This window comes from Streptomyces sp. NPDC019443 (assembly GCF_044389785.1).
Lineage (GTDB): Bacteria > Actinomycetota > Actinomycetes > Streptomycetales > Streptomycetaceae > Streptomyces.
Genome location: NZ_JBIRYJ010000005.1, coordinates 143,284 through 167,720 on the forward strand (window position 1 = coordinate 143,284; position 24,437 = coordinate 167,720).

Sequence of the window (24,437 nt, forward strand, 5' to 3'; positions counted from 1 at the left end):
AAACCCGCTCTGACCTGCGGCGTTCTTAGATGTCGAAGTACAGCTCGAACTCGTGCGGGTGCGGCCGCAGCTGGATCGGGGCGATCTCGTGCGTCCGCTTGTAGTCGATCCACGTCTCGATCAGGTCCGACGTGAACACCCCGCCCGCCTGCAGGTACTCGTTGTCCGCCTCCAGCGCCTCCAGCACCGCCGGGAGCGAGGTCGGGACCTGCGGGACGCTCGCGTGCTCGTCGGGGGCGAGCTCGTAGAGGTCCTTGTCGATCGGCTCCGCCGGCTCGATCTTGTTCTTGACGCCGTCGAGGCCCGCGAGCAGCAGTGCCGAGAACGCCAGGTACGGGTTCGACGACGGGTCCGGCGCGCGGAACTCCACGCGCTTTGCCTTCGGGTTCGAGCCCGTGATCGGGATGCGCATCGCCGCCGAGCGGTTGCGCTGCGAGTAGACCAGGTTGACCGGCGCCTCGAAGCCCGGGACCAGGCGGTGGTAGGAGTTCACCGTCGGGTTCGTGAAGGCCAGCAGCGACGGGGCGTGCTTCAGGATGCCGCCGATGTAGTAGCGGGCGGTGTCCGAGAGGCCCGCGTAGCCCTGCTCGTCGTAGAAGAGCGGGGAGCCGCCCTGCCACAGCGACTGGTGGACGTGCATGCCCGAGCCGTTGTCGCCGAAGATCGGCTTCGGCATGAAGGTCGCGGTCTTGCCGTTGCGCCAGGCGACGTTCTTCACGATGTACTTGAAGAGCATCAGGTCGTCGGCCGCGGCCAGCAGCGTGTTGAACTTGTAGTTGATCTCAGCCTGGCCGGCCGTGCCCACCTCGTGGTGCTGGCGCTCGACCTGGATGCCGGACGCCTCCAGCTCCAGGGAGATCTCGGCGCGCAGGTCGGCGAAGTGGTCGACCGGCGGGGCCGGGAAGTAGCCGCCCTTGTAGCGGACCTTGTAGCCGCGGTTGTCCTCGACCGCACCGGTGTTCCAGGCGCCGGCCTCGGAGTCGATGTGGTAGAAGCCCTCGTTCGACGTGGTGTTGAAGCGCACCGAGTCGAAGACGTAGAACTCCGCCTCCGGGCCGAAGTACGCGGTGTCCGCGATGCCGGTGGAGGCGAGGTAGGCCTCCGCCTTCTTGGCGATGTTGCGCGGGTCACGGCTGTACTGCTCGCCCGTGATCGGGTCGTGGATGAAGAAGTTGATGTTGAGCGTCTTGTCCTTGCGGAACGGGTCGAGCCGCGCCGTCGACAGGTCCGCGCGCAGCGCCATGTCGGACTCGTGGATCGCCTGGAAGCCGCGGATCGACGAGCCGTCGAAGGCCAGCTCGTCGGACGGGTCGAACGCCGTCGCCGGGATCGTGAAGTGCTGCATCACGCCGGGAAGATCGCAGAACCTGACGTCGACCATTTTGACGTCGTTGTCCGCGATGAACTTCTTGGCGTCGTCGGCGTTCTGGAACATCCAACTCCTCCTACTCCCGACCCGGGGAAGGGCGGGGTTGTAGCTCTTCGTGCGGCCAGTGCGGTGGCACACGCTGAGACCCGACCTTAGGCAGACGGGATTTCTCAGGCATGACCCATTTGTTTCGCCGAAGTTAACCGGGTCGGGAGTCGGAGCCGCGTCAAGGCCCCGCCTTCAGGTGGGTGAAACCGGGCGCAGTACCGTGTACGGGTGGACAACAGGCAAGCAATCGGATCGTGGCTCTCCGGGCCCCGCGCGGCGGCCGAGGACATGGGCGCCGAGTTCGGTCACCGGGGTGAGCGGCTGGGTCTGCCGGAGGCGGGACCGGGCTCCATCGCCCCCCTCGGACGGCGCTTCGGCGCCGTCCTCATCGACTGGGGGCTGTGCCTCCTGATCGCATACGGGCTGTTCGCGAACGGTGACCGGCAGGGTGCCGGGAACTGGGCGCTCGGCATCTTCCTCGTACTGAGCGTGCTGACCGTCGGAACCGTCGGCTTCACGCCCGGCAAGCGGATCCTCAGGCTGCGCGTCATCTCCGAGGACGGCGGGCGGCTCGGGATCTTCCGGGTGATCGTACGCAGCGTGCTCCTCTGCCTCGCGATCCCGGCCCTCATCTGGGACCGCGACGGGCGCGGGCTGCACGACCGCCTCGCCCGCGCCGTACAGGTGAGGATCTGACCCGGTAGAAGAGATACAAGAGGCGGCCCGGACGCATTCGTCCGGGCCGCCTCCGCATCTCGTACGTGTATCTCGTACGAGGTCAGCGCATCTTTCCGCCCCGCGGCATCCGCATACCCTTCGGCATCGGACCCTTCGGCAGCGGCATATTGCTCATCAGGTCGCCCATCGCCCGCAAGCGGTCGTTCGCCGCCGTGACCTGCGGGCCGGTGAGCACCCGCGGCAACTTCAGCATCGTCGTGCGCAGCTTCTTCAGCGGCACCTGGTCCTCGCCGGTGCCCACGATGATGTCGTGCACCGGCACGTCCACCACGATGCGCGCCATCTTCTTCTTCTCGGCCGCCAGCAGCGACTTCAGCCGGTTCGGGTTGCCCTCCGCCACCAGCACGATGCCGGCCTTGCCGACCGCCCGGTGCACCACGTCCTGGCTGCGGTTCATCGCCACCGCCGGGGTCGTGCTCCAGCCGCGGCCCACGTTCTCCAGCACCGCGGCCGCCGCACCCGGCTGGCCCTCCATCTGCCCGAAGGCCGCTCGCTCGGCGCGGCGTCCGAAGACGATCGCCATCGCGAGGAAGGCCAGCAGGAATCCGAGGATGCCCAGATAAACGGGGTGGTCGATCAAGAAACCGATCGCGAGGAGGACACCGAAGGTGACGATTCCCACAGCCGCGACGACAAGACCGACCTTCGAGTCGGCCTTCCGGGTCATCTTGTACGTCAGGGCGATCTGCTTCAGTCGCCCGGGGTTCGCAGCAGCGTCAGCGCTGTCTGAGTTTGCCTTCCTCGCCATAACCAGAAGTTTACGTGGCTCAGGAAGTGCGGTCGGCCACGGCCTCCAGTACATGCTGCGCGTCGACCCGGTCCTTGGCCCGGCGTCGGTCTTCGAGGACCGCCGTCCATGCGTTCCTGCGGGCGGTGCGCTGGCCGCTGCCGAGGAGCAGCGACTCCATGGCGCGCAGGGCATCGGTGACGGACGGGATGGCGGTAGCGCGTACGGGACGAACCGGCGCGGCCTGCATGTGGATGTCCCCCCTCGGGGTGAGATCGGGGTGCGAGACGAAGAGCGGGAGCGGTGCGGGGCAGTACGGGGAGCGGTGCCTGCTGTGCACAGAGCGAGCGGTGCGTGCTGTGCGTAAACCCAGGGTCACTGATTGGTGTTACCAGGGCATGACCGACCGGTCAAACACCGATGAAACCTTTATGCGCCGCGTCCGAACGCTGACGCGGCCCGTACGCCGCCCCCGACCTGCGGGGAGGGTACGAGCCGCGTACAACTCGCCATTACTGGCCAGTAGTCGTCTGTGCCCGAATTCACACGGCTTGCGACGAGACCGCCGCGCCCCGGCGCTCGATCGCCTGCTGGTACAGCCGGCCCGCGCGGTACGAGGAACGGACCAGCGGACCCGACATCACACCGGAGAAGCCGATCTCCTCGGCCTCCTCCTTCAGCTCCACGAACTCGTGCGGCTTCACCCAGCGCTCGACCGGGTGGTGGCGGACGGAAGGACGCAGATACTGGGTGATCGTGATCAGCTCGCAGCCCGCGTCGTGCAGGTGCCGCAGCGCCTCGCTGACCTCCTCGCGCTCCTCGCCCATACCCAGGATGAGGTTCGACTTGGTGACCAGGCCCGCCTCGCGGGCGCGCGTGATGACCTCGAGGGAGCGCTCGTAACGGAAACCGGGGCGGATCCGCTTGAAGATCCGCGGCACGGTCTCGACGTTGTGCGCGAGCACCTCCGGGCGGGACGAGAAGACCTCGGCCAACTGCTCCGGCACCGCGTTGAAGTCGGGGATGAGGAGCTCGACCTTGGTGCGGCCCGCCTCGCGCTCCGACGTCATCGAGTGGATCTGGCGCACCGTCTCGGCGTACAGCCAGGCGCCGCCGTCCTCCAGGTCGTCGCGCGCGACGCCGGTGATGGTGGCGTAGTTCAGGTCCATGGTGACCACGGACTCGCCGACGCGGCGCGGCTCGTCGAGGTCGAGGGCGGCGGGCTTGCCGGTGTCGATCTGGCAGAAGTCACATCGCCGGGTGCACTGGTCGCCGCCGATGAGGAAGGTCGCCTCGCGGTCCTCCCAGCACTCGTAGATGTTCGGACAGCCGGCCTCCTGGCACACGGTGTGCAGACCTTCGCTCTTCACGAGTTTCTGCATCTGCGTGTACTCGGGACCCATCTTCGCCCGGGTCTTGATCCACTCGGGCTTACGCTCGATGGGCGTCTGGCTGTTCCGGACCTCCAGGCGCAGCATCTTGCGTCCGTCGGGTGCGACTGCGGACACGTCCGGCTCCCTACGACTTCGATTCTTCGGCGGACACCAGGGTACGCCCGTTATTTGTGTGGCCCTACGTCTGGCCAACCCCAGGCCGCAGGGGTGCATTCCCTAGACGGCGGCCTCGATGGGCCTCGGTCGCAGGTCCGCGTTCTCCAGGACGGCCCGCAGGTGCTTCTCGGTGACCGGAAGCACATCGGCGATGGTGACTTCGCGGCCCAGCTCGTACGCCAGTGACGTCACACCCGCGTCCCGGATCCCGCACGGCACGATCCGGTCGAACCAGGTGTTGTCCGGGTTCACATTCAGCGCGAAGCCGTGCATCGAGACGCCCTTGGCGACACGGATGCCGATTGCCGCGAGCTTGCGGTCCTCGCGGCGCTGGCCGGCGTTGGAGGGTGCGTACTCCGGGCCGTTGAGCCGCGGGTCGAACTCCTCGTCCTGCAGCCGCGGGTCGAAGTCCAGTGAGAGACCGCCGATCGCCGGGCGGTCCTCGACCGGGTCGCCCAGCACCCACACACCGCTGCGGCCCTCGATACGGGTGGTCTCGAGGCCGAACTCCGCGCAGGTGCGGATCAGCGCGTCCTCGAGCCGGCGCACATGCGCGACGACGTCCACCGGGCGCGGCAGCTTCAGGATCGGGTAGCCCACCAGCTGGCCCGGGCCGTGCCAGGTGATCTTGCCACCGCGGTCGACGTCGACGACGGGGGTGCCGTCCAGGGGGCGCTCGCTGTCCTGTGTGCGCCGGCCCGCCGTATACACCGGCGGGTGCTCCAGGAACAGGCAGGTGTCCTCGATCTCGTCGGCGAACCGGGCGGCGTGGACCTCGCGCTGTTTCTGCCACGCCTCTTGGTACTCGACGGCTTCGTCGCCGAACCCTAGTTGGACGAACCGCAGCTCACTCACGGCTGAGCCTCCCTGGAACCCTCACCCTGCACAACCTTCACCCTGCACTCATCACGCCCATGCAACTGTACGGCGGCTCGCGGGAGGCCGACGGGTCAGGTGCGTCCCGTCAGCGACTTCCCCAATCCTCACACGATCGGATGAATGTGGGGCGAAGCTGGCGGGCCGGGCGCGAAGGGTCGCTAAATTCACGCCGTTCCATAGGGCTGCTCGCGGCCCGGAAGGCAGGAGACCGCACAGCTGATGACGGAACGATCCCCACAGCGCATCCCCAACCGACAGCTCGCCGCGCTGATCGCAGAAGCCGGATTCTCCAACGCAGGTCTTGCCCGCCGAGTGGACCAGCTCGGACTCGAACACGGGCTGGATCTGCGGTACGACAAAACCTCCGTGACCCGCTGGCTGCGCGGCCAGCAGCCTCGCGGCACCACCCCCGCCCTGATCGCCGAGGTGTTCACCCGGCGGCTCGGCCGCCGGCTGTCGGCGCAGGACCTGGGGCTCGACGCGTGTGCGCCCGTATACGCCGGTCTTGAGTTCGCGGCCACGCCCGAGGAGGCCGTGGACATCGTCAGCGGGCTGTGGCGCAAGGACTCCGGCAGCCATGCGGAGCTGCGGAAGATCGCGTTCACTCCGGCCGGGCTTGTCGTGCCGAGCAGGGACTGGCTGATCGGGCGGGCCGACGAGCGGGTCAGCCGGGGAGAGGCCGGGCAGAGCGGGACCAGCCGCGTCCCCGTGCAGGGCCGGGTCGCCGTCCCCCGGCAGCGCTCCACCGACCGGGGGCCCGGCCAGAAGGTCTCCAGCGGCGACATCGCGGCCCTGCGCTCGGTCGGCGAGCTGTTCCGCACCCTCGACCACGCCTACGGCGGCGGGCACGCCCGGCAGGCGCTGGTCCGCTATCTCGAGCACGAGGCCGAGCCGATGCTCCGCGGCACCTATGGGGAGGTCACCGGGCGGCGGCTGTTCGCCGCGGCCGCCGATCTGACCCGGCTGGCCGGCTGGACGTCGTACGACATCGCCGCCCACGGCCTCGCCCAGCGCTACTTCGTCCAGGCGTTACGGCTCTCCCAGGCTGCCGGAGACCGCGCATACGGCTCCTATGTGCTGGTGACCATGAGCCGCCAGGCGGTCTATCTCGGGCATGGCCGGGAGGCGGTGCAGCTGACGCGCGTCGCCCAGCAGGGCGTGGGCTCGTCGGCGCCGCCGGTGGTGCAGGCGCTGCTGCACGCCGTCGAGGCGCGCGGGCACGGCGTGCTCAGCGACGTGCGGGCGTGCACCGCCGCGCTGGTGCGGGCCGAGCGGGCGCTGGAGACGGCGCGGCCGGGGGACGATGTGCCGCACTGGGCGCGGTTCTTCGACGAGGCGCAGCTCGCGGACGAGTTCGGGCACTGCCACCGGGATCTGCAGCAGTACAGGGCCGCGGCGCAGCACGCGGAGCGCTCGCTCCAGCTGCGCGCTCCGGCGTTCGCGCGCAGCCGGGTCTTCTGCCGGGTGGTGCTGGCCTCCGCCCGGCTCGGCCTGGGGGACCTGGACCAGGCGTGCGCGCTGGGGGCGGAGGCGGCGCTGCAGGCGTCTGAGATGCGGTCGGCGCGGGCGACGGAGTACGTACGGGAATTCGAGCGCCGGCTGGAGCCGTACCGGGATGCGGCGGCGGCACGGAATTATCGCGACCGGGTGGCAGCGCTGGGCTGAACCCGGGGCTTCGCCCCGGACCCCAGTCCCCAATCGCCGGACGGGCTGATATTCAGCCCGTCCGGGCCCCGGCCAGGCGCTGCGCTCTGGCGGACAGCCTTCAGCTTTGGCGGGGCCCAGGGCGGAGCCCCGGAAATCAGCCTCGCCGGCGATTGAGGCGCGGGGTCCGGGGCGGAGCCCCGAGCAGGGCGGTTACGCCACCGCCGACAGCGCGGCCGCCTCCTCGTAGCCCTGTTGGACGCCGAAGTCCCGCAGGATCGCGTCCGCCGCCCTGCGGCCCGAGAACAGCGCGCCTTGGACCGTACTCGTATCGCGGTGGTCCCCGCAGACGTACAGCCCGGACAGCAGCCGCACCGGGCGGCGCGGATCGTGTGGTGGGGGCATCGCCGGGACCGCCTCCGGGTCGTGGTGGACCGCGAGCAGCTCCCAGTCGGCGGTGGGTGTGCCGTACAGCGTGGCGAGATGGGCGCGGACGGCCCGGTCCAGCTGCGGCGGGGGAGTCCCGAGCACCGTCGACGAGATCAGCACGCGGTCGGTCGGCGCGCGCGACGGGTCGACCTCGCTCATCACGGCGGTGTGCGAGACGGGCCCACTGCGGTCCCCGTCCAGCACCAGGGCGGGGTCGGCGAGCGGGGCCTCGGGCGCGGTGTGGTGCAGCACCGTAACCGGGTGGAAGGACGGCACCCGCAGGCCCGGCAGCAGCTCGGCGGCCGCGCGGGCGCCGGTGGCCAGCACCAGGGCACGGCAGCCGAGTTCGCCGTACTCCTCGGTCACGACGCGGTTGATGGAGGCGTCGGTGACACGGATCCCCGTGTGTACGGTGCCAGGCGGCAGGGCGGCTGCCAGCTGCCGGGGCAGAGCCGCCGCGCCCCCTTCCGGTACGCACAACCGGCCGCGTGCGAAGCCGCGCAGGGCGAGATCGGCGCACCGGCTAGAGGTGGTCAGCGCCGGGTCGCAGAGCAGTGCGGACAGCAGAGGGCGCAGGAAGCCGTGGAGCGTACGGACCGGCACGCCGCGGGCGCAGAGCGAGCCCGCCGTGGGCCGCTCGGGGCGGGCCAGCAGGCGCTCCACCGGGGTGGCCGCGAGACGGGCGAGGGACGCGCCGAGCCGGGCCTGGTCGAGCGGCCTGGGGGCGCTTGCGAGGGCGCGTGCGACCGTGAATGCTCCCCCTACGCCCCGGAGGGCGTGTGGGGACCCCCACCGTGCGCCCCCTGGTTCACCGGACCGCCTGACCACCTCTCCGGTCCGCTGGAGCCGCCCCCCGCTGTGCACGAGCACACCCGGCGAGAAGGGCCGCAGGACGACGTCCGCGAGCCCCTTTGTGCGGCGCAGTTCGGGATACGAGGTGTTGAGCAACTGGCCGATGCGGTCGAGCCGGAAACCGTCGATCTCCTCCGTGGCCATCCGGCCGCCCACCTCTGGGGCGGCCTCCAGGACACTGACCTTGATGCCTGCGCTGATGAGTTGATGAGCCGCCGAGAGACCGGCGATCCCGGCCCCGACGATGACGACGTCCGCATGATGAGCGGTGCTGCTGAGCACGTGCCCCTCCCCGAGGTCGGCGCGGCTGGTGGGAGCCTCATGCCCCCAACAGGCCCCCGGAATGCCCGAGTCGGACAGAGAGTAGGCAGCGGTGGCCGAACCGCGAGTCGCGCATGCGGTGGAGCACCGGGGCGCGGGGGCGCACACGGCTATTGCGGGGGCGCTGCCCCTGACCCCGCGGCTCTTTTTCGGGGACGCGGCTCCTTAACCCCGCGGCTCTTTTCCGGGGGCCGCCGCCCCAGACCCCGCGGCTCTTTGCCCGGGCTGCGCCACTGACCCCGCGGGCCGGGCGCCGGGCTACCGCAGGGCCGCGCGGATCGCCTCGTCGATGCCCGGGAACGCGAAGGAGAAGTCCGACTCCAGCAGCCGGTTCGGCAGTACCCGCTGGCTGCTCAGGACGTCCTCGGCAAGCTCGCCGAGGACGACGCGCAGCACCGGCGCGGGGACCGCGAAGAACGCGGGACGCCGCAGCGCCCGGCCCATCGCCTCGGTGACCTCGCGGTTGGTGACCGGGTGGGGGGCCGTGAGGTTCACCGGACCGGACAGCGACTCCGTGTCCAGGATGTGCCGCAGCGCCGCCACTTCGTCGTGCAGCGAGATGTAGCTCCAGTACTGCCGGCCGTTGCCGAGCTGCCCACCGACGCCCGCCTTGAAGATCGGGAACATCCGGCCCCACGCCCCGCCCTTGCGCGCCACCACAAGCCCCGTGCGGGCGAAGGCGGTCCGGATGCCCGCCTCCTCGGCCGGGGCCGCCGCCTCCTCCCACTCCACGACCAGCTTTGGCAGAAACCCGTCGCCGGGCGGTGCGCTCTCGTCCACCGCACGGTCCCCGGTGTCACCGTAGAAGCCGACCGCGCTTCCGCTGATCAGCACCCGGGGCGGTGCATCCAGGGAGGCGACCGCCTCCGCGATCGCGGCCGTGCCCAGCACCCGGCTGTCCCGGATCTCCTTGCGGTACGCGTCGTTCCAGCGGCGCGCGCCGATCCCCGCCCCGGCGAGATGCACGACGCCCTCACAGCCGACCAGGCCGCCCACGTCGACGTACTGCCGATGCGGGTCCCACTCCACCTCGTCCCCTGCCCGCGCGGGGCGGCGCACCAGGCGCACCACCTCGTGCCCGTCCGAGCGCAGCGAGCGCACAAGTGCCGTACCGATGAGTCCGGTGGAGCCGGTGACCGCGATCCGCATGGGCACATCCTGCCCCCGTACGGCCGCATGGCACAGTGACCTTATGTCCGAGTCGCACATATGCCCCGCACTGCGTACCGACGAGGCAGACCTCGGTGAGCTCGAACGGGACACCTGGTCGCCGCTGCACGCGGTGCAGCCGAGGCCGAAGCCGCCGTACGACAGTTTCTTCGACTCGAACCACCGGCCCGAGGACCTTCTCGTCGCCGAGGACGCCGACGGCACGGTCATCGGCTACATCCGGCTGATCGCGCCCACCCCGCTCGCATGCAACCGGCATGTGCGGCAGATCCAGGGTCTCGCCGTGGCCGAACGGGCGCGCGGGCGGGGGATCGGGCGGGCGCTGCTGCGAGCCGCGTTCGCCGAGGCGCGGCGGCAGGGTGCGCTGCGGATGACGCTGCGGGTACTGGGCCACAACAAACCGGCCCGTGCGCTGTACGAGTCGGAGGGCTTCGCGGTCGAGGGCGTGCTGCCGGGGGAGTTCTACCTGGACGGGCAGTACGTCGACGACGTGATGATGGGCCGCAGCCTCACCGCGTGAGCAACGTCGTGACCAACGGCCTTGAACCGGGCGGGAGTTCTCACGGGTTACCGAAGCGGTCCCAGAGCCGGGGGAAACGTTGCGCCAGCGCCTCGTCGTCGTCGAAGTCGAACGGCGTCCCGGCCGGCTCGGCCGTCTGTGGCGGGATCCCGAGATCCGGCGCGACGACCCCGGTGAGCTGCTCGTACGCCTCGTCCGCCGCGTACCCCAGCTCCTCACCGTCCCCGTCGATGTCCTCGTCGAACTCATCGAGCAGCTCGGCCAGCGTGTCCGGGCCGTGCAGCGCGCCCTCGAAGATCTCCCGGCCCTGCCCGATCAGCCAGCAGCGGAAGTAGTCGAAGGCGTCGTCGCTCGCGCCGCCGAGGAGCACGGCGGCCGCGCCCCACAGATCCCAGGTGTACGCGCGGTTGTAGCGGGCCTCGAAGTGCCGCGCGAAGTCCAGCACGGAGTCGGGGTCGAGCTGCAGCAGCCGCTCGACCAGCAGTTCGGCATGGTCCTCGGGGTCGCCCTCGGCGGCCTCGCGGGTGCTGTCGATGATCTCCCAGAACTCCGTCTCGTCCATCACGGGACAAGCATCGTGGTTGGCGGGGGGCGGCGCACGCGGAGCCACCGAAATGCTGACTCTTTCGAATGGCGGACAGGAGATGTCGGGTATCCGTGCGACCGTCGGCGTATGACGACGGACACACCGACGGACACACCACTGACAGGGAAAGTCGCACTGGTCGCGGGCGCCACCCGGGGCGCGGGGCGCGCCATCGCCGTACAGCTGGGCGCGGCCGGAGCGACGGTGTATGTGACGGGACGAACCACTCGCGAGCACGTCAGCGAGGTCGGCCGGACGACAGAGACCATCGAAGAGACGGCGGAGCTGGTCACGGCGGCGGGCGGCGAAGGCATCGCCGTACCGGCGGACCACCTGGAGCCCGAGCAGGTACGGGCGGTCGTCGAGCGGATCGACCGCGACCACGGCCGGCTCGACATCCTGGTCAACGACATCTGGGGCGGCAACCACCTGCTCGACTTCGACACGAGGATGTGGGACGTCGAGCTGAGCCGCGGGCTGCGGATGATCGAGCTCGGGGTGAAGAGCCACATCATCACCAGCAGCATCGCGCTGCCCCTGCTCGTACGGCGGCCACGGGGCCTGGTCGTCGAGGTCACCGACGGCACGGCCGAGACCAACAAGGGCTTCCGCGAGAACTTCTACTACGACCTCGCCAAGAACGGCCCGATCCGGATGGCCTTCATCCTGGGCGAGGAGCTGAAGAGCGTCGGCGGCGCGGCGGTGTCCGTCACCCCTGGCTTTCTGCGCTCCGAAGAAATGCTCGACATCTTCGGCGTCACCGAGGAGACCTGGCGCGAGGCGATCGACAAGCAGGCGCACTGGGCGCTGTCCGAGTCACCGGTCTATGTCGGCCGGGGGGTCGCGGCGCTCGCCGCGGACCCGGAGCGGGCCCGCTGGAACGGGCAGTCGCTCTCCAGCGGGCAGCTGGCGAAGGTGTACGGCGTCACGGACGCGGACGGCAGCAGGCCGGACGTCTGGACGTACATCGCGGAGGAGGCGGCGGGCGCGGACCCGTCCAAGGACGACTACCGGTAGGGAGTACTGGTTGGGATTACTGGTAGGGAATACCGGTGGGGACTACCAGTGGGGCCGCGTCCAGCGCGGGAGGGCTGTCACTGATACAGCCGCGCCGCCCGGTCCGCGGCCTCGGCGAAACGGGCGCGCAGATCCGGCGGCGCAAGCAGCTCCGCATGGGGACCCAGGCCGAAGAGCTGGCCGAACGCGACCTCGTGGGATTCGACGGGCAGGGTGAGCGTCACCCGGCCCTGCCCGTCCGGGGGTTCGGCCGCCGCCAGCGCTTCGCGGGCCGCCGCCCGGTCCGTGACGTACGGCAGCCGGCGCGCGCCCTCCTCGGTGACCCGGACCACCACTTCGGCGTGCAGTATGGAGCGCGCGAACTGGGCGGCGCGCTCCTCCCAGAAACCGGGCAGGTCGAACTCCTCGTCCCGTACGAAGAGTTCCCCGTCCGCGTCCACCGCCGTGAACCGGTCGATCCGGTACACCCGGAAGGCCGCATCCGCGCGGGCGCACAAGTACCAGACGCCCGCCTTCAGTACGAGTCCGTACGGCTCCAACTCCCGCTCGACCTCGGTGTCCTGGCGCCGGTAGCGGGCCCTGATACGGCGGTCGTCCCACACCGCGTCCGCGACGGCCGGGAGCAGCTCGGGCGTCCCCGGCTCCTGGTACCAGCCGGGAGCGTCGAGATGGAAGCGCTGGGCCGCGCTGTGGGAGGCGTCCCTGAGCGAGGGCAGCAGCGCCGCGGACACCTTCAGGCGTGCCGCGGACGCCGCGTCTTCGAGGCCCATCTCCCGCAGCGCGCCCGGGAGCCCGGACAGGAAGAGGGCCTCGGCCTCACTGCGCCCGAGCCCGGTCAGCCGGGTCCGGTAGCCGCCGACGAGCCGGTAGCCGCCGGCCCGCCCCCGGTCGGCGTAGACCGGGACGCCCGCCTCGGACAGCGCGAGGGCGTCCCGGGTTATGGTCCGCTCCGACACGTCGAGCTCGCGTGCCAGCTCGGCCCCGGTCATGGAGGGCCTTGCCTGGAGGAGCAGCACCATCTTGATCAGCCGGCCAGCACGCATGCCTCCATCATTGCGCAGCTCAGGCGAGCGGCTCCTGGAGTTCGGTCACCCACTTCTCCTTGTCCGGCGGGCACTCGAGGTAGATCTCCCGGGCGTAGCCCGCCGAGCTGTGGCCGCCCGCGTCGATCCATTGGGCCAGGTTCTGGGCCGTCGGCACGATCGCGTCCATCGGCCCGCGGTGCACGATCGTCGCCGCCCGCTCGACGGCCGGCAGATCGGCGATCTCGAAGTCCGGGCCGGGCTCCTGACCGGCGGCGACCGTGCACCCCGCGTGCACCAGGATCGCGCCGTCGCCCTCCTGCGCGTCCTCGTAGTACGCGATACCGGGCCCCGTCGGGGTCACCCCGGCCGCCTTCAGCCGACGGAACAGCTCGTCGTACAGCGGGCTGATGACCGGGCCGATGTGCTCGGGCGCGTAACTGGCGGCCACGGCGGTCAGTTCGGCGACCCGTACCGCCGGCGTGCTCTTGATCATGACGTCCTGGGTGGGCATGTGACCCTCGCTCTCGATCGACCGGAGCCTCGCCTCGACCTGCGACAGCCTGGCGGCCGCCGCGGCCATCGACTCTTCCAGTTCCGCCTGCCGCAGCTTGAGCATCCCGCGCAGCTCCTCCGTACTCACCCGCTCCTCGAGGATCTCCTGCACCTGCTGGAGCGTGAAACCGAGATCCTTGAGGGCGACGACACGGTTGAGCTGGGCGAGCTGCGCCGCGGTGTAGTAGCGGTACCCGCTGTAGGGGTCGGTGTGGGCGGGACGCAGCAGCCCGATCGCGTCGTAGTGACGCAGCATGCGGGCCGACACACGGCCGTGCCTGGCGAAGTCTCCGATGGTGAACATGACGTCTCCCAGTGCACGGCTTCACACGGTGTCAGGGTCAAGCATCGTCGATGGGCGATGACGAAACCCCCGGCGGCCGTCGGGCCACCGGGGGTTACGCAGGCCCTCTTCAGGGCCGGGGGTTACTCAGGCCCTTCTACAGGCCGTAGCGCTCGCGCGCCTCCTTCACGGCCGAGGCCGGGACCTCGCCGCGCCGGGCCAGCTGGGCCAGCGCCGCGACCGTGATCGACTGCGCGTCGACGCCGAAGTGGCGACGGGCCGCCTGACGCGTGTCGGAGAGACCAAAGCCGTCCGTGCCGAGCGAGGAGTAGTCCTGCTCGACCCACTGGCTGATCTGGTCCGGGACCTGGCGCATCCAGTCGGACACGGCCAGGACCGGGCCAGGCGCGCCTTCCAGCGCCTGGGTGACGTACGGGGTGCGCTGCTCGCCACGGAGCAGAGCCTCGTCGGCCTCCAGCGCGTCGCGGCGCAGCTCGCTCCAGGACGTCGCGGACCAGACGTCGGCCGCAACTCCCCAGTCCGCGCTGAGCAGTTCCTGCGCCTCAAGGGCCCAGTGGATCGCCGTGCCGGAGGCGAGGAGCTGGAGCCGCGGCGCGTCCGCGGAGGCGGCCGCACTCTCCTTGAAGCGGTACAGGCCGCGCACGATGCCTTCCTCGACACCCTCCGGCATCGCGGGCTGCGGCTTCGGCTCGTTGTAGACCGTCAGGTAGTAGAAGACGTTCTCGTTGTCTTCGGGGGCCTGGCCGTACATCCGGCGCAGACCGTCCTTGACGATGACGGCGATCTCGTACGCGAACGCCGGGTCGTAGTTGAGCGACGCCGGGTTCGTGGACGCGATCAGGTGCGAATGGCCGTCCGCGTGCTGCAGGCCCTCGCCCGTCAGCGTCGTACGGCCGGCCGTCGCGCCGACGATGAAGCCCTTGCCGAGCTGGTCGGCCAGCTGCCACATCTGGTCGGCCGTGCGCTGCCAGCCGAACATCGAGTAGAAGATGTAGAACGGGATCATCGGCTCGCCGTGCGTCGCGTACGACGTCGACGCGGCGATGAAGTCCGCCATGGCCCCGGCCTCGGTGATCCCCTCGTTGAGGATCTGGCCGTCCTTGGCCTCCTTGTAGTACATCAACTGGTCGCGGTCGACCGGCTCGTACGTCTGGCCCAGCGGGGAGTAGATGCCGGCCGACGGGAAGAGCGACTCCATGCCGAAGGTGCGGGCCTCGTCCGGGACGATCGGGACCCAGCGTTTGCCGGTCTCCTTGTCCCGCATCAGGTCCTTCACCAGGCGTACGAAGGCCATGGTGGTGGCCATCTCCTGCTTGCCGGAGCCCTTTTCGAGCGCCTTGAAGCCGCGCGCGTCCGGCTCGGGCAGCGCCACCGCGTGCACCCGGCGGGCCGGGGCGGGGCCGCCGAGGGCGGCGCGGCGCTCGTTGAGGTAGCGCACCTCGGGGGAGCCGGCGCCGGGGTGGCCGTAGGGCACCAGGCCATCCGCGAAGGCGCTGTCCGCGATCGGGAGTCCGAGCAGGTCGCGCATGCTCTTGAACTCGTCGGTCGTCAGCTTCTTCATCTGGTGGTTGGCGTTCTTCGACTCGAAGCCCTTGCCGAGGGTGTAGCCCTTCACCGTCTGCGCGAGGATCACGGTCGGCGCGCCCTTGTGCTCGACGGCCGCCCTGTACGCGGCGTACACCTTGCGGGCCTCGTGGCCGCCGCGGGAGGTGAAGAAGCATTCGGCGACCTTCGCGTCGCTGACCAGCTTCGACAGCTCGACGAGCGCGGGCTCGGCGCCGAAGAAGTGCTCGCGGATGTACGCGACGTCGCGGGTGGCGTACGTCTGGAACTGCGCGTCCGGGACCTCACGCAGGCGGCGGACGAGCGCGCCGGTGACGTCCAGCTGGAACAGCTCGTCCCAGGCGGAGCCCCAGAGCGACTTGACGACATTCCAGCCGGCGCCGCGGAACTGGGCCTCCAGCTCCTGCACGATCTTGAAGTTGGCGCGGACCGGGCCGTCGAGGCGCTGCAGATTGCAGTTGATGACGAAGGTCAGGTTGTCGAGCCGCTCACGGGCCGCGAGGGCGAGGGCGGCGGTCGACTCGGGCTCGTCCATCTCGCCGTCGCCGAGGAAGGCCCAGACGTGCGAGTTCGCGGTGTCTTTGATGCCTCGGTTGTGCAGATAGCGGTTGAAGCGCGCCTGGTAGATCGCGGAGAGCGGGCCGAGGCCCATGGAGACGGTGGGGAACTCCCACAGCCAGGGCAGGCGCCGCGGGTGCGGGTAGGACGGGAGGCCGTTGCCGCCGGCCTCCTGCCGGAAGTTGTCGAGGTGCGCCTCGGTGAGGCGGCCGTCGAGGAAGGCGCGGGCGTAGATGCCGGGGGACGCGTGGCCCTGGATGTAGAGCTGGTCGCCGCTGCCGTCGCCCTCCTTGCCGCGGAAGAAGTGGTTGAAGCCGGTCTCGTAGAGCCAGGCGGCGGAGGCGAAGGTGGCGATATGGCCGCCGACGCCGAAACGGGAGCCGCGGGTGACCATCGCGGCCGCGTTCCAGCGGTTCCACGCGGTGATGCGGGCCTCCATCGCCTCGTCGCCGTCGAAGGCGGGCTCGGCGGCGGTGGGGATGGTGTTGACGTAGTCCGTCTCCAGAAGCCGGGGCAGGGGGACCCCGGCGGTCTCGGCGTGCTGGAGGGTGCGGCGCATCAGGTACGCGGCGCGGTGCGGGCCGGCATGCCGGGTGACGGCGTCGAGGGACGCCGCCCACTCGGCGGTTTCCTCGGCGTCGCGGTCCGGGAACTGGTCGAGCTCGCTCGGAAGCTTGCCTACGGGGTCGGTCATGATCGCCGCCTTCCGGACAGGAGGGGGGTGGAGAAAGGGGGCCTTGTCTGGCAGGACAGGGCGAGGGGTTGGTGAACCCCAGGTCGACTGTAAGTCTCTGATCGATGATCGATCAAAGCCTGGGGGGAAATTGGCATTCGGTGCCGCGAAATGGGGCACTCGGTGCCGCGAAAATTGGGCGCATTTCGGGCGCGGCGGTGCGCCGGTCACCCGGGGCTGCCCGGTGACCCGGTGTGTCCGTCCTCAATCGCCGGACGGGCTCGAAACGCGCCCGGCGTCTCGGGCCGCCAACCGGTCTCAAGCCCGTCCGGCGTTTGAGGACGGAACCGGTGACCGGCGTTTCGGGGTGCCAATCAAGCCTGTCCGGCGTTTGAGGACGGACCGGGTGACCGGCGTTTCGGGGTGCCAATCCCAGCCTGTCCGGCGTTTGAGGACGGAACCGGTGACCGGCGGCTCGGGGCGCCAGTTCCAGGCCGTACGACCGCGTCACGCCCGCGTCCGCCGCGTCACGCCCGCGGCGCGCAGCCCAACACATGCGCCTTCACCAGCGCCCCGATCTCCGGATCGCGCCGGCGAAACGCCTCGACCAGTTCCTCGTGCTCCTCCGCGTACGACTTCTGCACCGTCCCCAGCCACCGGATCGACAGCGCCGTGAACACCTCGATCCCCAGCCCCTCCCACGTGTGCAGCAGCACGCCGTTCCCCGCCGCCCGCACCAGCTCCCGGTGGAATCCGACCGTGTGCCGCACCTGCGCGGCCGAGTCGCCCGCCCTGTCCGCCGCGTACAGCGCGGCCACATGCGGCTCCAGCGCGGAGCAGTCCTCCGCCAGCCGCCCGGCCGCCAGCTCGGCCGCGATCTGCTCGAGGCCGGCCCGCACGGGGTAGCTCTCCTCCAGGTCGGCGGCCGTGAGATTCCGTACGCGTACACCCTTGTTGGGCGCCGACTCGATCAGCCGCAGACTCTCCAGCTCCCGCAGCGCCTCGCGCACCGGCGTCTGGGACACCTGCAGCTCCGTCGCGATCCGCCGCTCGACGATCCGCTCGCCGGGCTTCCAGCGGCCGCTGACGATCCCCTCCACGATGTGCTCGCGGATCTGTTCGCGCAGCGAGTGGATGACGGGCGGGGTCATGAGGGCTCCTGGGGAGGGCATCGCGGACCCTGTCATTATTGCCGCCGCTCGTCGGCGGCGAGATCGCGCAGTAGCTCCACGCACTGATCGACCCAGTCCTGCACACCGAGATCCTGGAAGATCCACATCGCCAGGTGGCACTGGTCGCGGCCTTCGGTGAACCGGCCCTGGAAGCCGTAGGTCCGCGCGATGCCGTACAACGCCTGGGCCTGCGCCATCCGGTCGTCCGTGGAGCGGGCCAGTTCAAGGGCCCGGTTGTAGCAGCCGAGGGCCGGCTCGTATCTGCGCTGCCCGCGGTGCGCATGCCCGATGCAGGTGAGGGCATACGCCTGCGCGCTCACGTTCCCGATCGCCGCGGCCAGCGTCACGGCCTCGTCGAAGTAGGCAAGGCCGTCCTCGTCCCGGAACTCGTAGCGATGCGTGTCGCCGATGCCGGTCAGCGCGTATACCTGAGCCACCAGGTCGCCGGTGGCGCGGGCGAGTTCCAGCGCCTGCTCGTAGTGGGTACGGGCATCCGCGTACCGCTGCTCGACGCTGTAGGTGAGCGCGATGCCGTTCAGTGACTCCGAGGTGGCCGTGAGGTCGCCGTCGGCGAGTTCGAGGGCCCGCCGGTAGTGGGCGCGGGCGTCCCCGAAGCGGAACTGCAGCCGGTGGGTCTCTGCGATGCCGTTCAACGCGTAGACCTGTGAGGCCCGGTCCCGCGCCGCGCGGGCCAGTTCGAGCGCACGCTCGTAGTGGGAACGGGCGCTGCCGTACCGCTCGTTGAGGTAGAGCCAGTAGCCCGTGCCGCTCTCCAGCTGGGTCGCGCGCTCCCAGCCGTCCCTGGATGCCGCGTCCGCCGCCAGCTCCAGCTCCGAGGAGTGCGATTTCAGCCAGGCGCGCGCCTCGTCGGCCGAGGCGAAAGCCGTGCCGTCGGCGGTGGGCGCGCTATGGGCCGGAGCACCGGTGAGCACGGACAGCGCGTGTGCCAGCGAGCCGAGCAGATGTCCGTACAGACTGCGGCGTACGGCCGTCCCGTGCAGCGCGGGATCGTTCTCGGCCACCACCTGCGCGTAGTGCCGGAACAGTCCGTGGAAACCGAAACGCCCCCGCGTGGCCAGCAGGACGTGACGCTGCTGAAGCCGACCGAGCCGCAGCGCGGCCGTCGCCGCGGGGATCGACATCATCGCCGCCACCGCATCCCCGGCGAAGTCGGGCCCTGGGTGCAGCGCGCAGTGGCGCAGGGTGAGTTGAAGCTCGCGCGGCAGCCGGTGGTACGACGCCAGGAACGCGGCCCTGACCGGGCCGTCCGCCTCGGGGAAGTCCCGTAGCGGATCGGGGGCTTCCATCGCGGCCAGCAGATCCGCCACCGCGGTGTGCCGCAGCGCCCAGCCCATCGGGCGCAGGGCCACCGGCAGCCTGCCGCAACGCTCCGCCAGACGCGCCAAATCGTCCTGAGGCAGGGCGCATTCGTCCGTGTCACCGGCGATGTGCCGCAGCAGGGCGACCGCGTCCCGCTCCGGCAGCAGCTCGGCGCCGAGCGAACGGCCGGCCGGGATGTGCTGATTGCGGCTGGAGATCAGAGTGAGACACGCGGCGTGTGGGCCGGGCAGCAGCGGGCGGATCTGCTCTGCGTCATAGGCGTTGTCCAGCAGCAGGAGCACGCGCCGGGTGGACAGCCAGGCACGCCACGCCTCCTCGCGAGCATCCCGGTCGGCCTCGATGTCCGTACGCCCGACCTGCCGCAGCAGGCTTTCCAGTACCTCGTCGGGGTCCCGGGACTCGGGCGCCTGACGACCGTCGTCCGGCTCCGAACCCGGCGCGAAACCACGCAGATTGATCTCGAACCGGCCGTCCTCGAACTGCTCGGCCCACGGCGAAGCCGCCGCCCTGCGCAGGATCTCCGTCTTCCCCACACCGCCCATGCCGTGCACCAGACAGACCATGGAGCGACCGTCCGAGATGACCGTCCCGGCGAGGTCGGCGAGTTCGGCCAACTCGCGGCGGCGTCCGACGAAGGTGCCGTCCGGCGCGGCGAGCGTGTTGGGACGGATCGCCACGGGTGCGGAGCCCCTGACAACAGGGGCAGGACCGGTGTACGCGGCGTTCCTGGCCAGGACGATGTCGCTGCCCGCGTTCCGGGTGCCCAGCTGGGGGAGCGGGCGGCCCTTGCCGGACAGCCGCGCGTGCAGATGCCGGTAGAGCGTGCTCACATCCAGCAGCTCACGGTGCTCCTCCGGGACCCCGTCGGTCAGCAGGCCGACGAGTTCGCCGGTGAAGGCGCTGTACGTCTCGCCCGGCGGACACAGCGCCGTCGCGGTGCCGGAAGCGGCGGTCAGTACGCAGGTGTTGTCCGCGATCTCGACCTGCTCCGCCACCGACTTCAGGGCCTGGGCGCCGGCCGCGGCCATGCCGCCAGTGATGGCGCGTCCGCTGAAGCAGCAGTCCAGGACGACCACCTTGCGCCGGGCCGGCGAGCGGGTGACCGCCCGCCGGAAGTCCTCGTAGCGCAGGCTCAGATACCACTGGTCGTCCGCGCAGGTCTGCGGCGTCGCCAGATACAGCCTGCGGTCGTCGTCGGGGTCGATGAGGCCGTGCCCGGCGTAGTACACCAGCAGCGTGTCCGTGGCTTCGCGGGCCGCCCGGTTCAGAGCGGCGAGGACCTCTACCGGATCCTCGGGGTCCAGATACGCGGAGCAGTGCGCGTCCGGAAGCCCCCAGGTCGCGTCGGCCGTCAGCAGTCGCCGCAGCTCTTTCACGTTGTTCGCGACGCCCGGGAGCGCCTCGAGGGAGGCGTCCGCGAACTGGTGCGCCCCGATCAGGACAGCGCGTGACGCGCCCGTGCCGGGCAGGGTCACGACGGCTCTCCGCCGTCGCTTCCCTCCTCCTCGCCGGCCGACGGCAGCGAGCGCAGGATCTGCTCGATCTGCTCCGCCGAGGCGTTGGGGATCGTCATGGTGGTGCCGCCGCTCGTGACCCGCACCTCCGTCCCGGACAGTGTGGAGCGGCGCGCGGTCCGCCAGTTGGCAAGGGTCACGGCGAGAGAAGTGAACGCGATGCTGTTGCTGAGGATCACGTTCACCGCGTCGAGCGTGCCCATGGCCCCGCCCGGGGTGTCGTCCCCCGAGGCGAGCGGGGGTGCGAGCCGAGGGGCGAGCCGCCGTGTGCGGTCGTCGCGGCGCAGCCAGTCGTGGAGATGGATCAGAGCCACGCCATCGCCCGGAACGCTGAGCTGGATCTCCATACGAACGGCTCTCCCCCTGTGCGCCGACCCTGGTCAACCAGCATGCCCGGCACGGGCGTTGGGCCGCCACTGAAAGCGCGGAAGAGAGCGCGGAAGAGAGCGCGGAAGGAGCGCGGACGAGGCGTGGAAGCGGGCGCGGATGACGCGGATGAGGCGGCGCGCACATGAGTGTGCCCCCGTCCGGCGGACCGGACGGGGGCACACCCACAGGGCTGGAGCCTTACAGGCCGAGCTCGACCTCGAACTCGCCGGCCTCCAGGATCGCCTTGACCGTCGTCAGGTAGCGGGCGGCGTCGGCGCCGTCCACCAGACGGTGGTCGTAGGAGAGCGCGACGTACGTCATGTCGCGGATGGCGATGGTCTCGCCGAGATCCGGGTGGTTGATGACCACCGGGCGCTTGACGGTGGCGCCGATGCCCAGGATGGCGGCCTGGTTCGGCGGCACGATGATCGTGTCGAACAGCGCACCACGCGAACCGGTGTTGCTGATGGTGAAGGTCGCGCCGGCCAGGTCGTCCGGGGTGATCTTGCTGGAGCGCACGGCGCCGGCGAGCTCCGCGGTCTTCTTGGCGATGCCGGCGAGGTTCAGGTCGCCCGCGCCCTTGATGACCGGCGTCATCAGACCCTTCTCGGAGTCCACGGCGATGCCGATGTTCTCCGAGTCGAAGTACGTGATGGTGCCCTCGTCGTCGTTGATCCGGGCGTTGATGACCGGGTGGGCCTTCAGCGCCTGGGCCGCGGCCTTGACGAAGAACGGCATCGGGGACAGCTTGACGCCCTCACGGGCGGCGAAGGCGTCCTTGGCCTTGGCGCGCAGCTTCATCAGCTTGGTGATGTCGACCTCGACGACCGAGGTCAGCTGCGCCTGGCTGTGCAGGGCCTTCATCATGTTGTCGCCGATGACCTTGCGCATCCGGGTCATCTTGACGGTCTGACCGCGCAGCGGGGACACCTCGAGGCCCGGGGCCTTCGCAGCGGCGGCCGGGGCGGCGGCCGCCGGTGCCGGAGCGGCGGCGGCCGCCTTGGCCGCCTCCGCGGCGGCGATGACGTCCTGCTTGCGGATACGGCCACCGACGCCGGTGCCCTTGACCGCTGACAGGTCCACGCCGTTCTCGGCGGCGAGCTTACGGACCAGGGGGGTCACGTAGGCGTCACTGGCCTCACCTGCGGCGGGGGCGGCCGGGGCAGCCGGTGCCGGGGTGACCGGCGCCGGAGCAACCGGAGCAGCCGGAGCCGGAGCGGGAGCCGCGACCGGAGCAGGACCCGGCGCGGGGGCGGCCGGAGCAGCAGGTGCGGCCGGGGCCGCGGGAGCCGCAGGGGCAGCCGGTGCCGGTGCCGGAGCAGCGGCTGCGGGGGCCGGAGCCGGGGCGGCAGGCGCGGGGGCGGCAGCCGGAGCGGCACCCGGGGCGCCGATCACGGCCAGCTTGGCGCCGACCTCGGCGGTCTCGTCCTCGCCGACCACGATCTCCAGCAGCACACCGGAAGCCGGGGCCGGGATCTCGGTGTCGACCTTGTCCGTGGAGACCTCGAGCAGCGGCTCGTCGGCCTCGACGGTCTCGCCGACCTGCTTGAGCCAGCGAGTGACGGTGCCCTCGGTGACGCTCTCGCCGAGCGCGGGGAGGACGACGTCCGTGCCGGTGGCGCCACCTGCCGGAGCGGCAGCGGGAGCCGGGGCGGCCGGAGCCGCGGGGGCCTCGGCGACCGGAGCCGGGGCGGCAGGCGCGGCCGGGGCCTCGGCCGGGGCGGCGGGGGCCTCGGCAGCTGCCGGAGCCGGGGCGGCGGCGGGCGTACCGCTGCCGTCGTCGATGATCGCCAGCTCGGCGCCGACCTCGACGGTCTCGTCCTCGGCCACCTTGATGGACGCGAGGATGCCCGCGGCCGGGGCCGGGATCTCGGTGTCGACCTTGTCGGTCGACACCTCGAGCAGCGGCTCGTCGGCCTCGACTCGCTCGCCCTCGGCTTTCAGCCAGCGGGTGACAGTGCCCTCGGTGACGCTCTCGCCGAGCGCCGGAAGGGTTACGGAAACCGACATGGTTTCAGTTGCTCCTAACGGATGGGGTCTCCCCAGCTCGCGCGGAGCGCCGAGCGAGGGGACGTGCGGAAGTGTCGTCGCGCCCGAGGGGCTCAGTCGTGGGAGTGCAGGGGCTTGCCCGCGAGTGCCAGGTGGGCCTCGCCGAGCGCCTCGCTCTGCGTGGGGTGCGCGTGGATGAGCTGCGCGACCTCGGCCGGCAGAGCCTCCCAGTTGTAGATCAGCTGAGCTTCGCCGACCTGCTCGCCCATACGGTCACCGACCATGTGGACGCCGACCACGGCACCGTCCTTGACCTGGACGAGCTTGATCTCGCCCGCGGTCTTGAGGATCTTGCTCTTGCCATTGCCCGCGAGGTTGTACTTCAGGGCGACGACCTTGTCCGCGCCGTAGATCTCCTTGGCCTTGGCCTCGGTGATGCCCACGGAGGCGACCTCGGGGTGGCAGTAGGTCACCCGCGGCACGCCGTCGTAGTCGATCGGAACAGTCTTCAGACCGGCCAGCCGCTCTGCCACCAGGATGCCCTCGGCGAAGCCGACGTGCGCGAGCTGGAGCGTGGGGACGAGGTCGCCGACCGCCGAGATGGTGGGCACGTTCGTCCGCATGTACTCGTCGACCAGGACATAGCCGCGGTCCATCGCGACACCCTGCTCGTCGTAGCCGAGACCGGCGGAGACGGGGCCGCGGCCGACGGCGACCAGCAGCACCTCGGCCTCGAAGGCCTTGCCGTCCGCGAGGGTGACCCGCACACCCTCGGCGGTGTACTCCGCCTTCTCGAAGAAGGTGCCCAGGTTGAACTTGATGCCGCGCTTGCGGAACGCGCGCTCAAGAAGCTTCGAGCTGCTCTCGTCCTCGACCGGCACCAGGTGCTTCAGGCCCTCGATGACGGTGACGTCGGAGCCGAAGGACTTCCACGCCGAGGCGAACTCGACGCCGATGACGCCGCCGCCCAGCACGATCGCGGACTGCGGGACGCGGTCCAGCTTCAGCGCGTGGTCCGAGGAGATGATGCGGTTTCCGTCGATCTCCAGGCCCGGCAGCGACTTCGGTACGGAGCCGGTGGCGAGGAGGACATGGCGGCCCTGAACGCGCTGGCCGTTGACGTCGACAGAGGTGGGGGAGGACAGCCGGCCCTCACCCTCGATGTAGGTGACCTTGCGGGAGGCGACCAGACCCTGGAGACCCTTGTACAGGCCCGAGATCACCTCGTCCTTGTACTTGTGGACGGCCTCGATGTCGATGCCCTCGAAGGTGGCCTTGACACCGAACTGGTCGGCCTCACGAGCCTGGTCGGCGATCTCGCCGGCGTGCAGCAGAGCCTTCGTGGGGATGCATCCGTTGTGCAGGCAGGTGCCGCCGACCTTGCCCTTCTCGATCAGGGCGACGTCCAGGCCCAGCTGAGCTCCACGCAGCGCCGCAGCGTAACCGCCGCTACCACCGCCGAGGATCACTAGGTCGAAAACGGTGCTGGCGTCGTTCGCCACGTCACGTCCTCCATGCATGTGCGCC

20 protein-coding genes are annotated in these 24,437 nt (G+C 70.6%); 4 read left to right on the forward strand and 16 right to left on the reverse strand.

Annotated features, from left to right (window positions below; genetic code table 11):
- Positions 1-25: 25 nt before the first annotated feature.
- Positions 26-1,435, reverse strand: a complete 1,410-nt coding sequence (gene glnA, locus ACH492_RS17995; protein ID WP_398987614.1) for a type I glutamate--ammonia ligase — start codon at positions 1,433-1,435, stop codon at positions 26-28.
- Positions 1,436-1,645: 210 nt separating this feature from the next.
- Here glnA and ACH492_RS18000 point away from each other — a divergent pair, with 210 nt between their 5' ends.
- Positions 1,646-2,113, forward strand: a complete 468-nt coding sequence (locus ACH492_RS18000) for an RDD family protein (protein WP_398987616.1) — start codon at positions 1,646-1,648, stop codon at positions 2,111-2,113.
- Between the two features lie 82 nt (positions 2,114-2,195).
- Here ACH492_RS18000 and ACH492_RS18005 read toward each other — a convergent pair whose 3' ends face one another.
- The 4 genes from ACH492_RS18005 to lipB form a co-directional block, all read right to left on the reverse strand.
- Positions 2,196-2,903 (reverse strand): DUF4191 domain-containing protein, encoded by a 708-nt coding sequence (locus ACH492_RS18005; RefSeq protein WP_398987618.1) that lies wholly within the window; start codon positions 2,901-2,903, stop codon positions 2,196-2,198.
- A gap of 19 nt (positions 2,904-2,922) precedes the next feature.
- The gene (locus tag ACH492_RS18010) at positions 2,923-3,132 is read right to left on the reverse strand and encodes a hypothetical protein (RefSeq protein ID WP_398988356.1); all 210 of its coding nucleotides are present in this window, start codon (positions 3,130-3,132) and stop codon (positions 2,923-2,925) included.
- A gap of 292 nt (positions 3,133-3,424) precedes the next feature.
- The gene (gene lipA / locus ACH492_RS18015; protein ID WP_398987620.1) at positions 3,425-4,390 is read right to left on the reverse strand and encodes a lipoyl synthase; all 966 of its coding nucleotides are present in this window, start codon (positions 4,388-4,390) and stop codon (positions 3,425-3,427) included.
- A 102-nt stretch (positions 4,391-4,492) separates the two neighbouring features.
- On the reverse strand, positions 4,493-5,287 hold the full coding sequence (lipB, locus tag ACH492_RS18020; protein ID WP_398987622.1) for a lipoyl(octanoyl) transferase LipB: 795 nt from the start codon (positions 5,285-5,287) through the stop codon (positions 4,493-4,495).
- A gap of 243 nt (positions 5,288-5,530) precedes the next feature.
- Between lipB and ACH492_RS18025 the strand changes: the two genes are divergently transcribed.
- The gene (locus ACH492_RS18025) at positions 5,531-6,976 is read left to right on the forward strand and encodes a regulator (protein ID WP_398987624.1); all 1,446 of its coding nucleotides are present in this window, start codon (positions 5,531-5,533) and stop codon (positions 6,974-6,976) included.
- A gap of 192 nt (positions 6,977-7,168) precedes the next feature.
- Here ACH492_RS18025 and ACH492_RS18030 read toward each other — a convergent pair whose 3' ends face one another.
- Entirely contained in the window at positions 7,169-8,518 is a 1,350-nt protein-coding gene (locus ACH492_RS18030; RefSeq protein WP_398987626.1) for an FAD-dependent oxidoreductase, read from the reverse strand.
- Between the two features lie 297 nt (positions 8,519-8,815).
- Complete coding sequence (locus tag ACH492_RS18035; RefSeq protein WP_373430138.1) at positions 8,816-9,706, reverse strand: TIGR01777 family oxidoreductase; 891 nt, start codon at positions 9,704-9,706, stop codon at positions 8,816-8,818.
- A gap of 43 nt (positions 9,707-9,749) precedes the next feature.
- On the opposite strand from ACH492_RS18035, the gene ACH492_RS18040 reads away from it, so the two are divergent.
- A complete protein-coding gene (locus ACH492_RS18040; protein WP_398987628.1) occupies positions 9,750-10,247 on the forward strand; it encodes a GNAT family N-acetyltransferase in 498 nt (165 codons plus the stop codon).
- Positions 10,248-10,287: 40 nt separating this feature from the next.
- Here the strand turns inward: ACH492_RS18040 and ACH492_RS18045 are convergent, their stop codons facing one another.
- Positions 10,288-10,809 (reverse strand): DUF4240 domain-containing protein, encoded by a 522-nt coding sequence (locus tag ACH492_RS18045; protein ID WP_398988358.1) that lies wholly within the window; start codon positions 10,807-10,809, stop codon positions 10,288-10,290.
- Between the two features lie 111 nt (positions 10,810-10,920).
- Here ACH492_RS18045 and ACH492_RS18050 point away from each other — a divergent pair, with 111 nt between their 5' ends.
- Positions 10,921-11,850: an SDR family oxidoreductase gene (locus ACH492_RS18050; protein ID WP_398987630.1), complete on the forward strand. Its 930-nt coding sequence runs from the start codon at positions 10,921-10,923 to the stop codon at positions 11,848-11,850.
- Between the two features lie 77 nt (positions 11,851-11,927).
- Here ACH492_RS18050 and ACH492_RS18055 read toward each other — a convergent pair whose 3' ends face one another.
- The 8 genes from ACH492_RS18055 to lpdA form a co-directional block, all read right to left on the reverse strand.
- Positions 11,928-12,893 (reverse strand): helix-turn-helix transcriptional regulator, encoded by a 966-nt coding sequence (locus ACH492_RS18055; RefSeq protein WP_398987632.1) that lies wholly within the window; start codon positions 12,891-12,893, stop codon positions 11,928-11,930.
- Positions 12,894-12,912: 19 nt separating this feature from the next.
- Positions 12,913-13,731 (reverse strand): MerR family transcriptional regulator, encoded by an 819-nt coding sequence (locus ACH492_RS18060; RefSeq protein ID WP_398987634.1) that lies wholly within the window; start codon positions 13,729-13,731, stop codon positions 12,913-12,915.
- A 136-nt stretch (positions 13,732-13,867) separates the two neighbouring features.
- Positions 13,868-16,546 (reverse strand): pyruvate dehydrogenase (acetyl-transferring), homodimeric type, encoded by a 2,679-nt coding sequence (aceE, locus tag ACH492_RS18065; protein WP_398987636.1) that lies wholly within the window; start codon positions 16,544-16,546, stop codon positions 13,868-13,870.
- A gap of 506 nt (positions 16,547-17,052) precedes the next feature.
- The gene (locus ACH492_RS18070) at positions 17,053-17,676 is read right to left on the reverse strand and encodes a GntR family transcriptional regulator (RefSeq protein WP_356219561.1); all 624 of its coding nucleotides are present in this window, start codon (positions 17,674-17,676) and stop codon (positions 17,053-17,055) included.
- 35 nt (positions 17,677-17,711) lie between these two features.
- A complete protein-coding gene (locus ACH492_RS18075; protein ID WP_398987638.1) occupies positions 17,712-20,513 on the reverse strand; it encodes a tetratricopeptide repeat protein in 2,802 nt (933 codons plus the stop codon).
- Entirely contained in the window at positions 20,510-20,899 is a 390-nt protein-coding gene (locus ACH492_RS18080) for a hypothetical protein (RefSeq protein ID WP_398987640.1), read from the reverse strand. The genes ACH492_RS18075 and ACH492_RS18080 overlap by 4 nt, the downstream gene beginning before the upstream one ends.
- Positions 20,900-21,119: 220 nt before the next feature.
- Entirely contained in the window at positions 21,120-22,931 is a 1,812-nt protein-coding gene (gene sucB, locus ACH492_RS18085; RefSeq protein WP_398987642.1) for a 2-oxoglutarate dehydrogenase, E2 component, dihydrolipoamide succinyltransferase, read from the reverse strand.
- 92 nt (positions 22,932-23,023) lie between these two features.
- Positions 23,024-24,412, reverse strand: a complete 1,389-nt coding sequence (lpdA, locus tag ACH492_RS18090; protein ID WP_398987643.1) for a dihydrolipoyl dehydrogenase — start codon at positions 24,410-24,412, stop codon at positions 23,024-23,026.
- Positions 24,413-24,437: the final 25 nt, after the last annotated feature.

Excerpts from the sequence above, each read along its gene's own strand:
- glnA (WP_398987614.1), bottom strand. The coding sequence starts at position 1,435 with ATGTTCCAGAACGCCGACGACGCCAAGAAGTTCATCGCGGACAACGAC.
- ACH492_RS18005 (WP_398987618.1), bottom strand. The coding sequence starts at position 2,903 with ATGGCGAGGAAGGCAAACTCAGACAGCGCTGACGCTGCTGCGAACCCC.
- ACH492_RS18010 (WP_398988356.1), bottom strand. The coding sequence starts at position 3,132 with ATGCAGGCCGCGCCGGTTCGTCCCGTACGCGCTACCGCCATCCCGTCC.
- ACH492_RS18025 (WP_398987624.1), top strand. The coding sequence starts at position 5,531 with ATGACGGAACGATCCCCACAGCGCATCCCCAACCGACAGCTCGCCGCG.
- ACH492_RS18035 (WP_373430138.1), bottom strand. The coding sequence starts at position 9,706 with ATGCGGATCGCGGTCACCGGCTCCACCGGACTCATCGGTACGGCACTT.
- ACH492_RS18040 (WP_398987628.1), top strand. The coding sequence starts at position 9,750 with ATGTCCGAGTCGCACATATGCCCCGCACTGCGTACCGACGAGGCAGAC.
- ACH492_RS18045 (WP_398988358.1), bottom strand. The coding sequence starts at position 10,809 with ATGGACGAGACGGAGTTCTGGGAGATCATCGACAGCACCCGCGAGGCC.
- ACH492_RS18050 (WP_398987630.1), top strand. The coding sequence starts at position 10,921 with ATGACGACGGACACACCGACGGACACACCACTGACAGGGAAAGTCGCA.
- ACH492_RS18055 (WP_398987632.1), bottom strand. The coding sequence starts at position 12,893 with ATGCGTGCTGGCCGGCTGATCAAGATGGTGCTGCTCCTCCAGGCAAGG.
- ACH492_RS18060 (WP_398987634.1), bottom strand. The coding sequence starts at position 13,731 with ATGTTCACCATCGGAGACTTCGCCAGGCACGGCCGTGTGTCGGCCCGC.
- aceE (WP_398987636.1), bottom strand. The coding sequence starts at position 16,546 with ATGACCGACCCCGTAGGCAAGCTTCCGAGCGAGCTCGACCAGTTCCCG.
- ACH492_RS18070 (WP_356219561.1), bottom strand. The coding sequence starts at position 17,676 with ATGACCCCGCCCGTCATCCACTCGCTGCGCGAACAGATCCGCGAGCAC.
- ACH492_RS18080 (WP_398987640.1), bottom strand. The coding sequence starts at position 20,899 with ATGGAGATCCAGCTCAGCGTTCCGGGCGATGGCGTGGCTCTGATCCAT.
- sucB (WP_398987642.1), bottom strand. The coding sequence starts at position 22,931 with ATGTCGGTTTCCGTAACCCTTCCGGCGCTCGGCGAGAGCGTCACCGAG.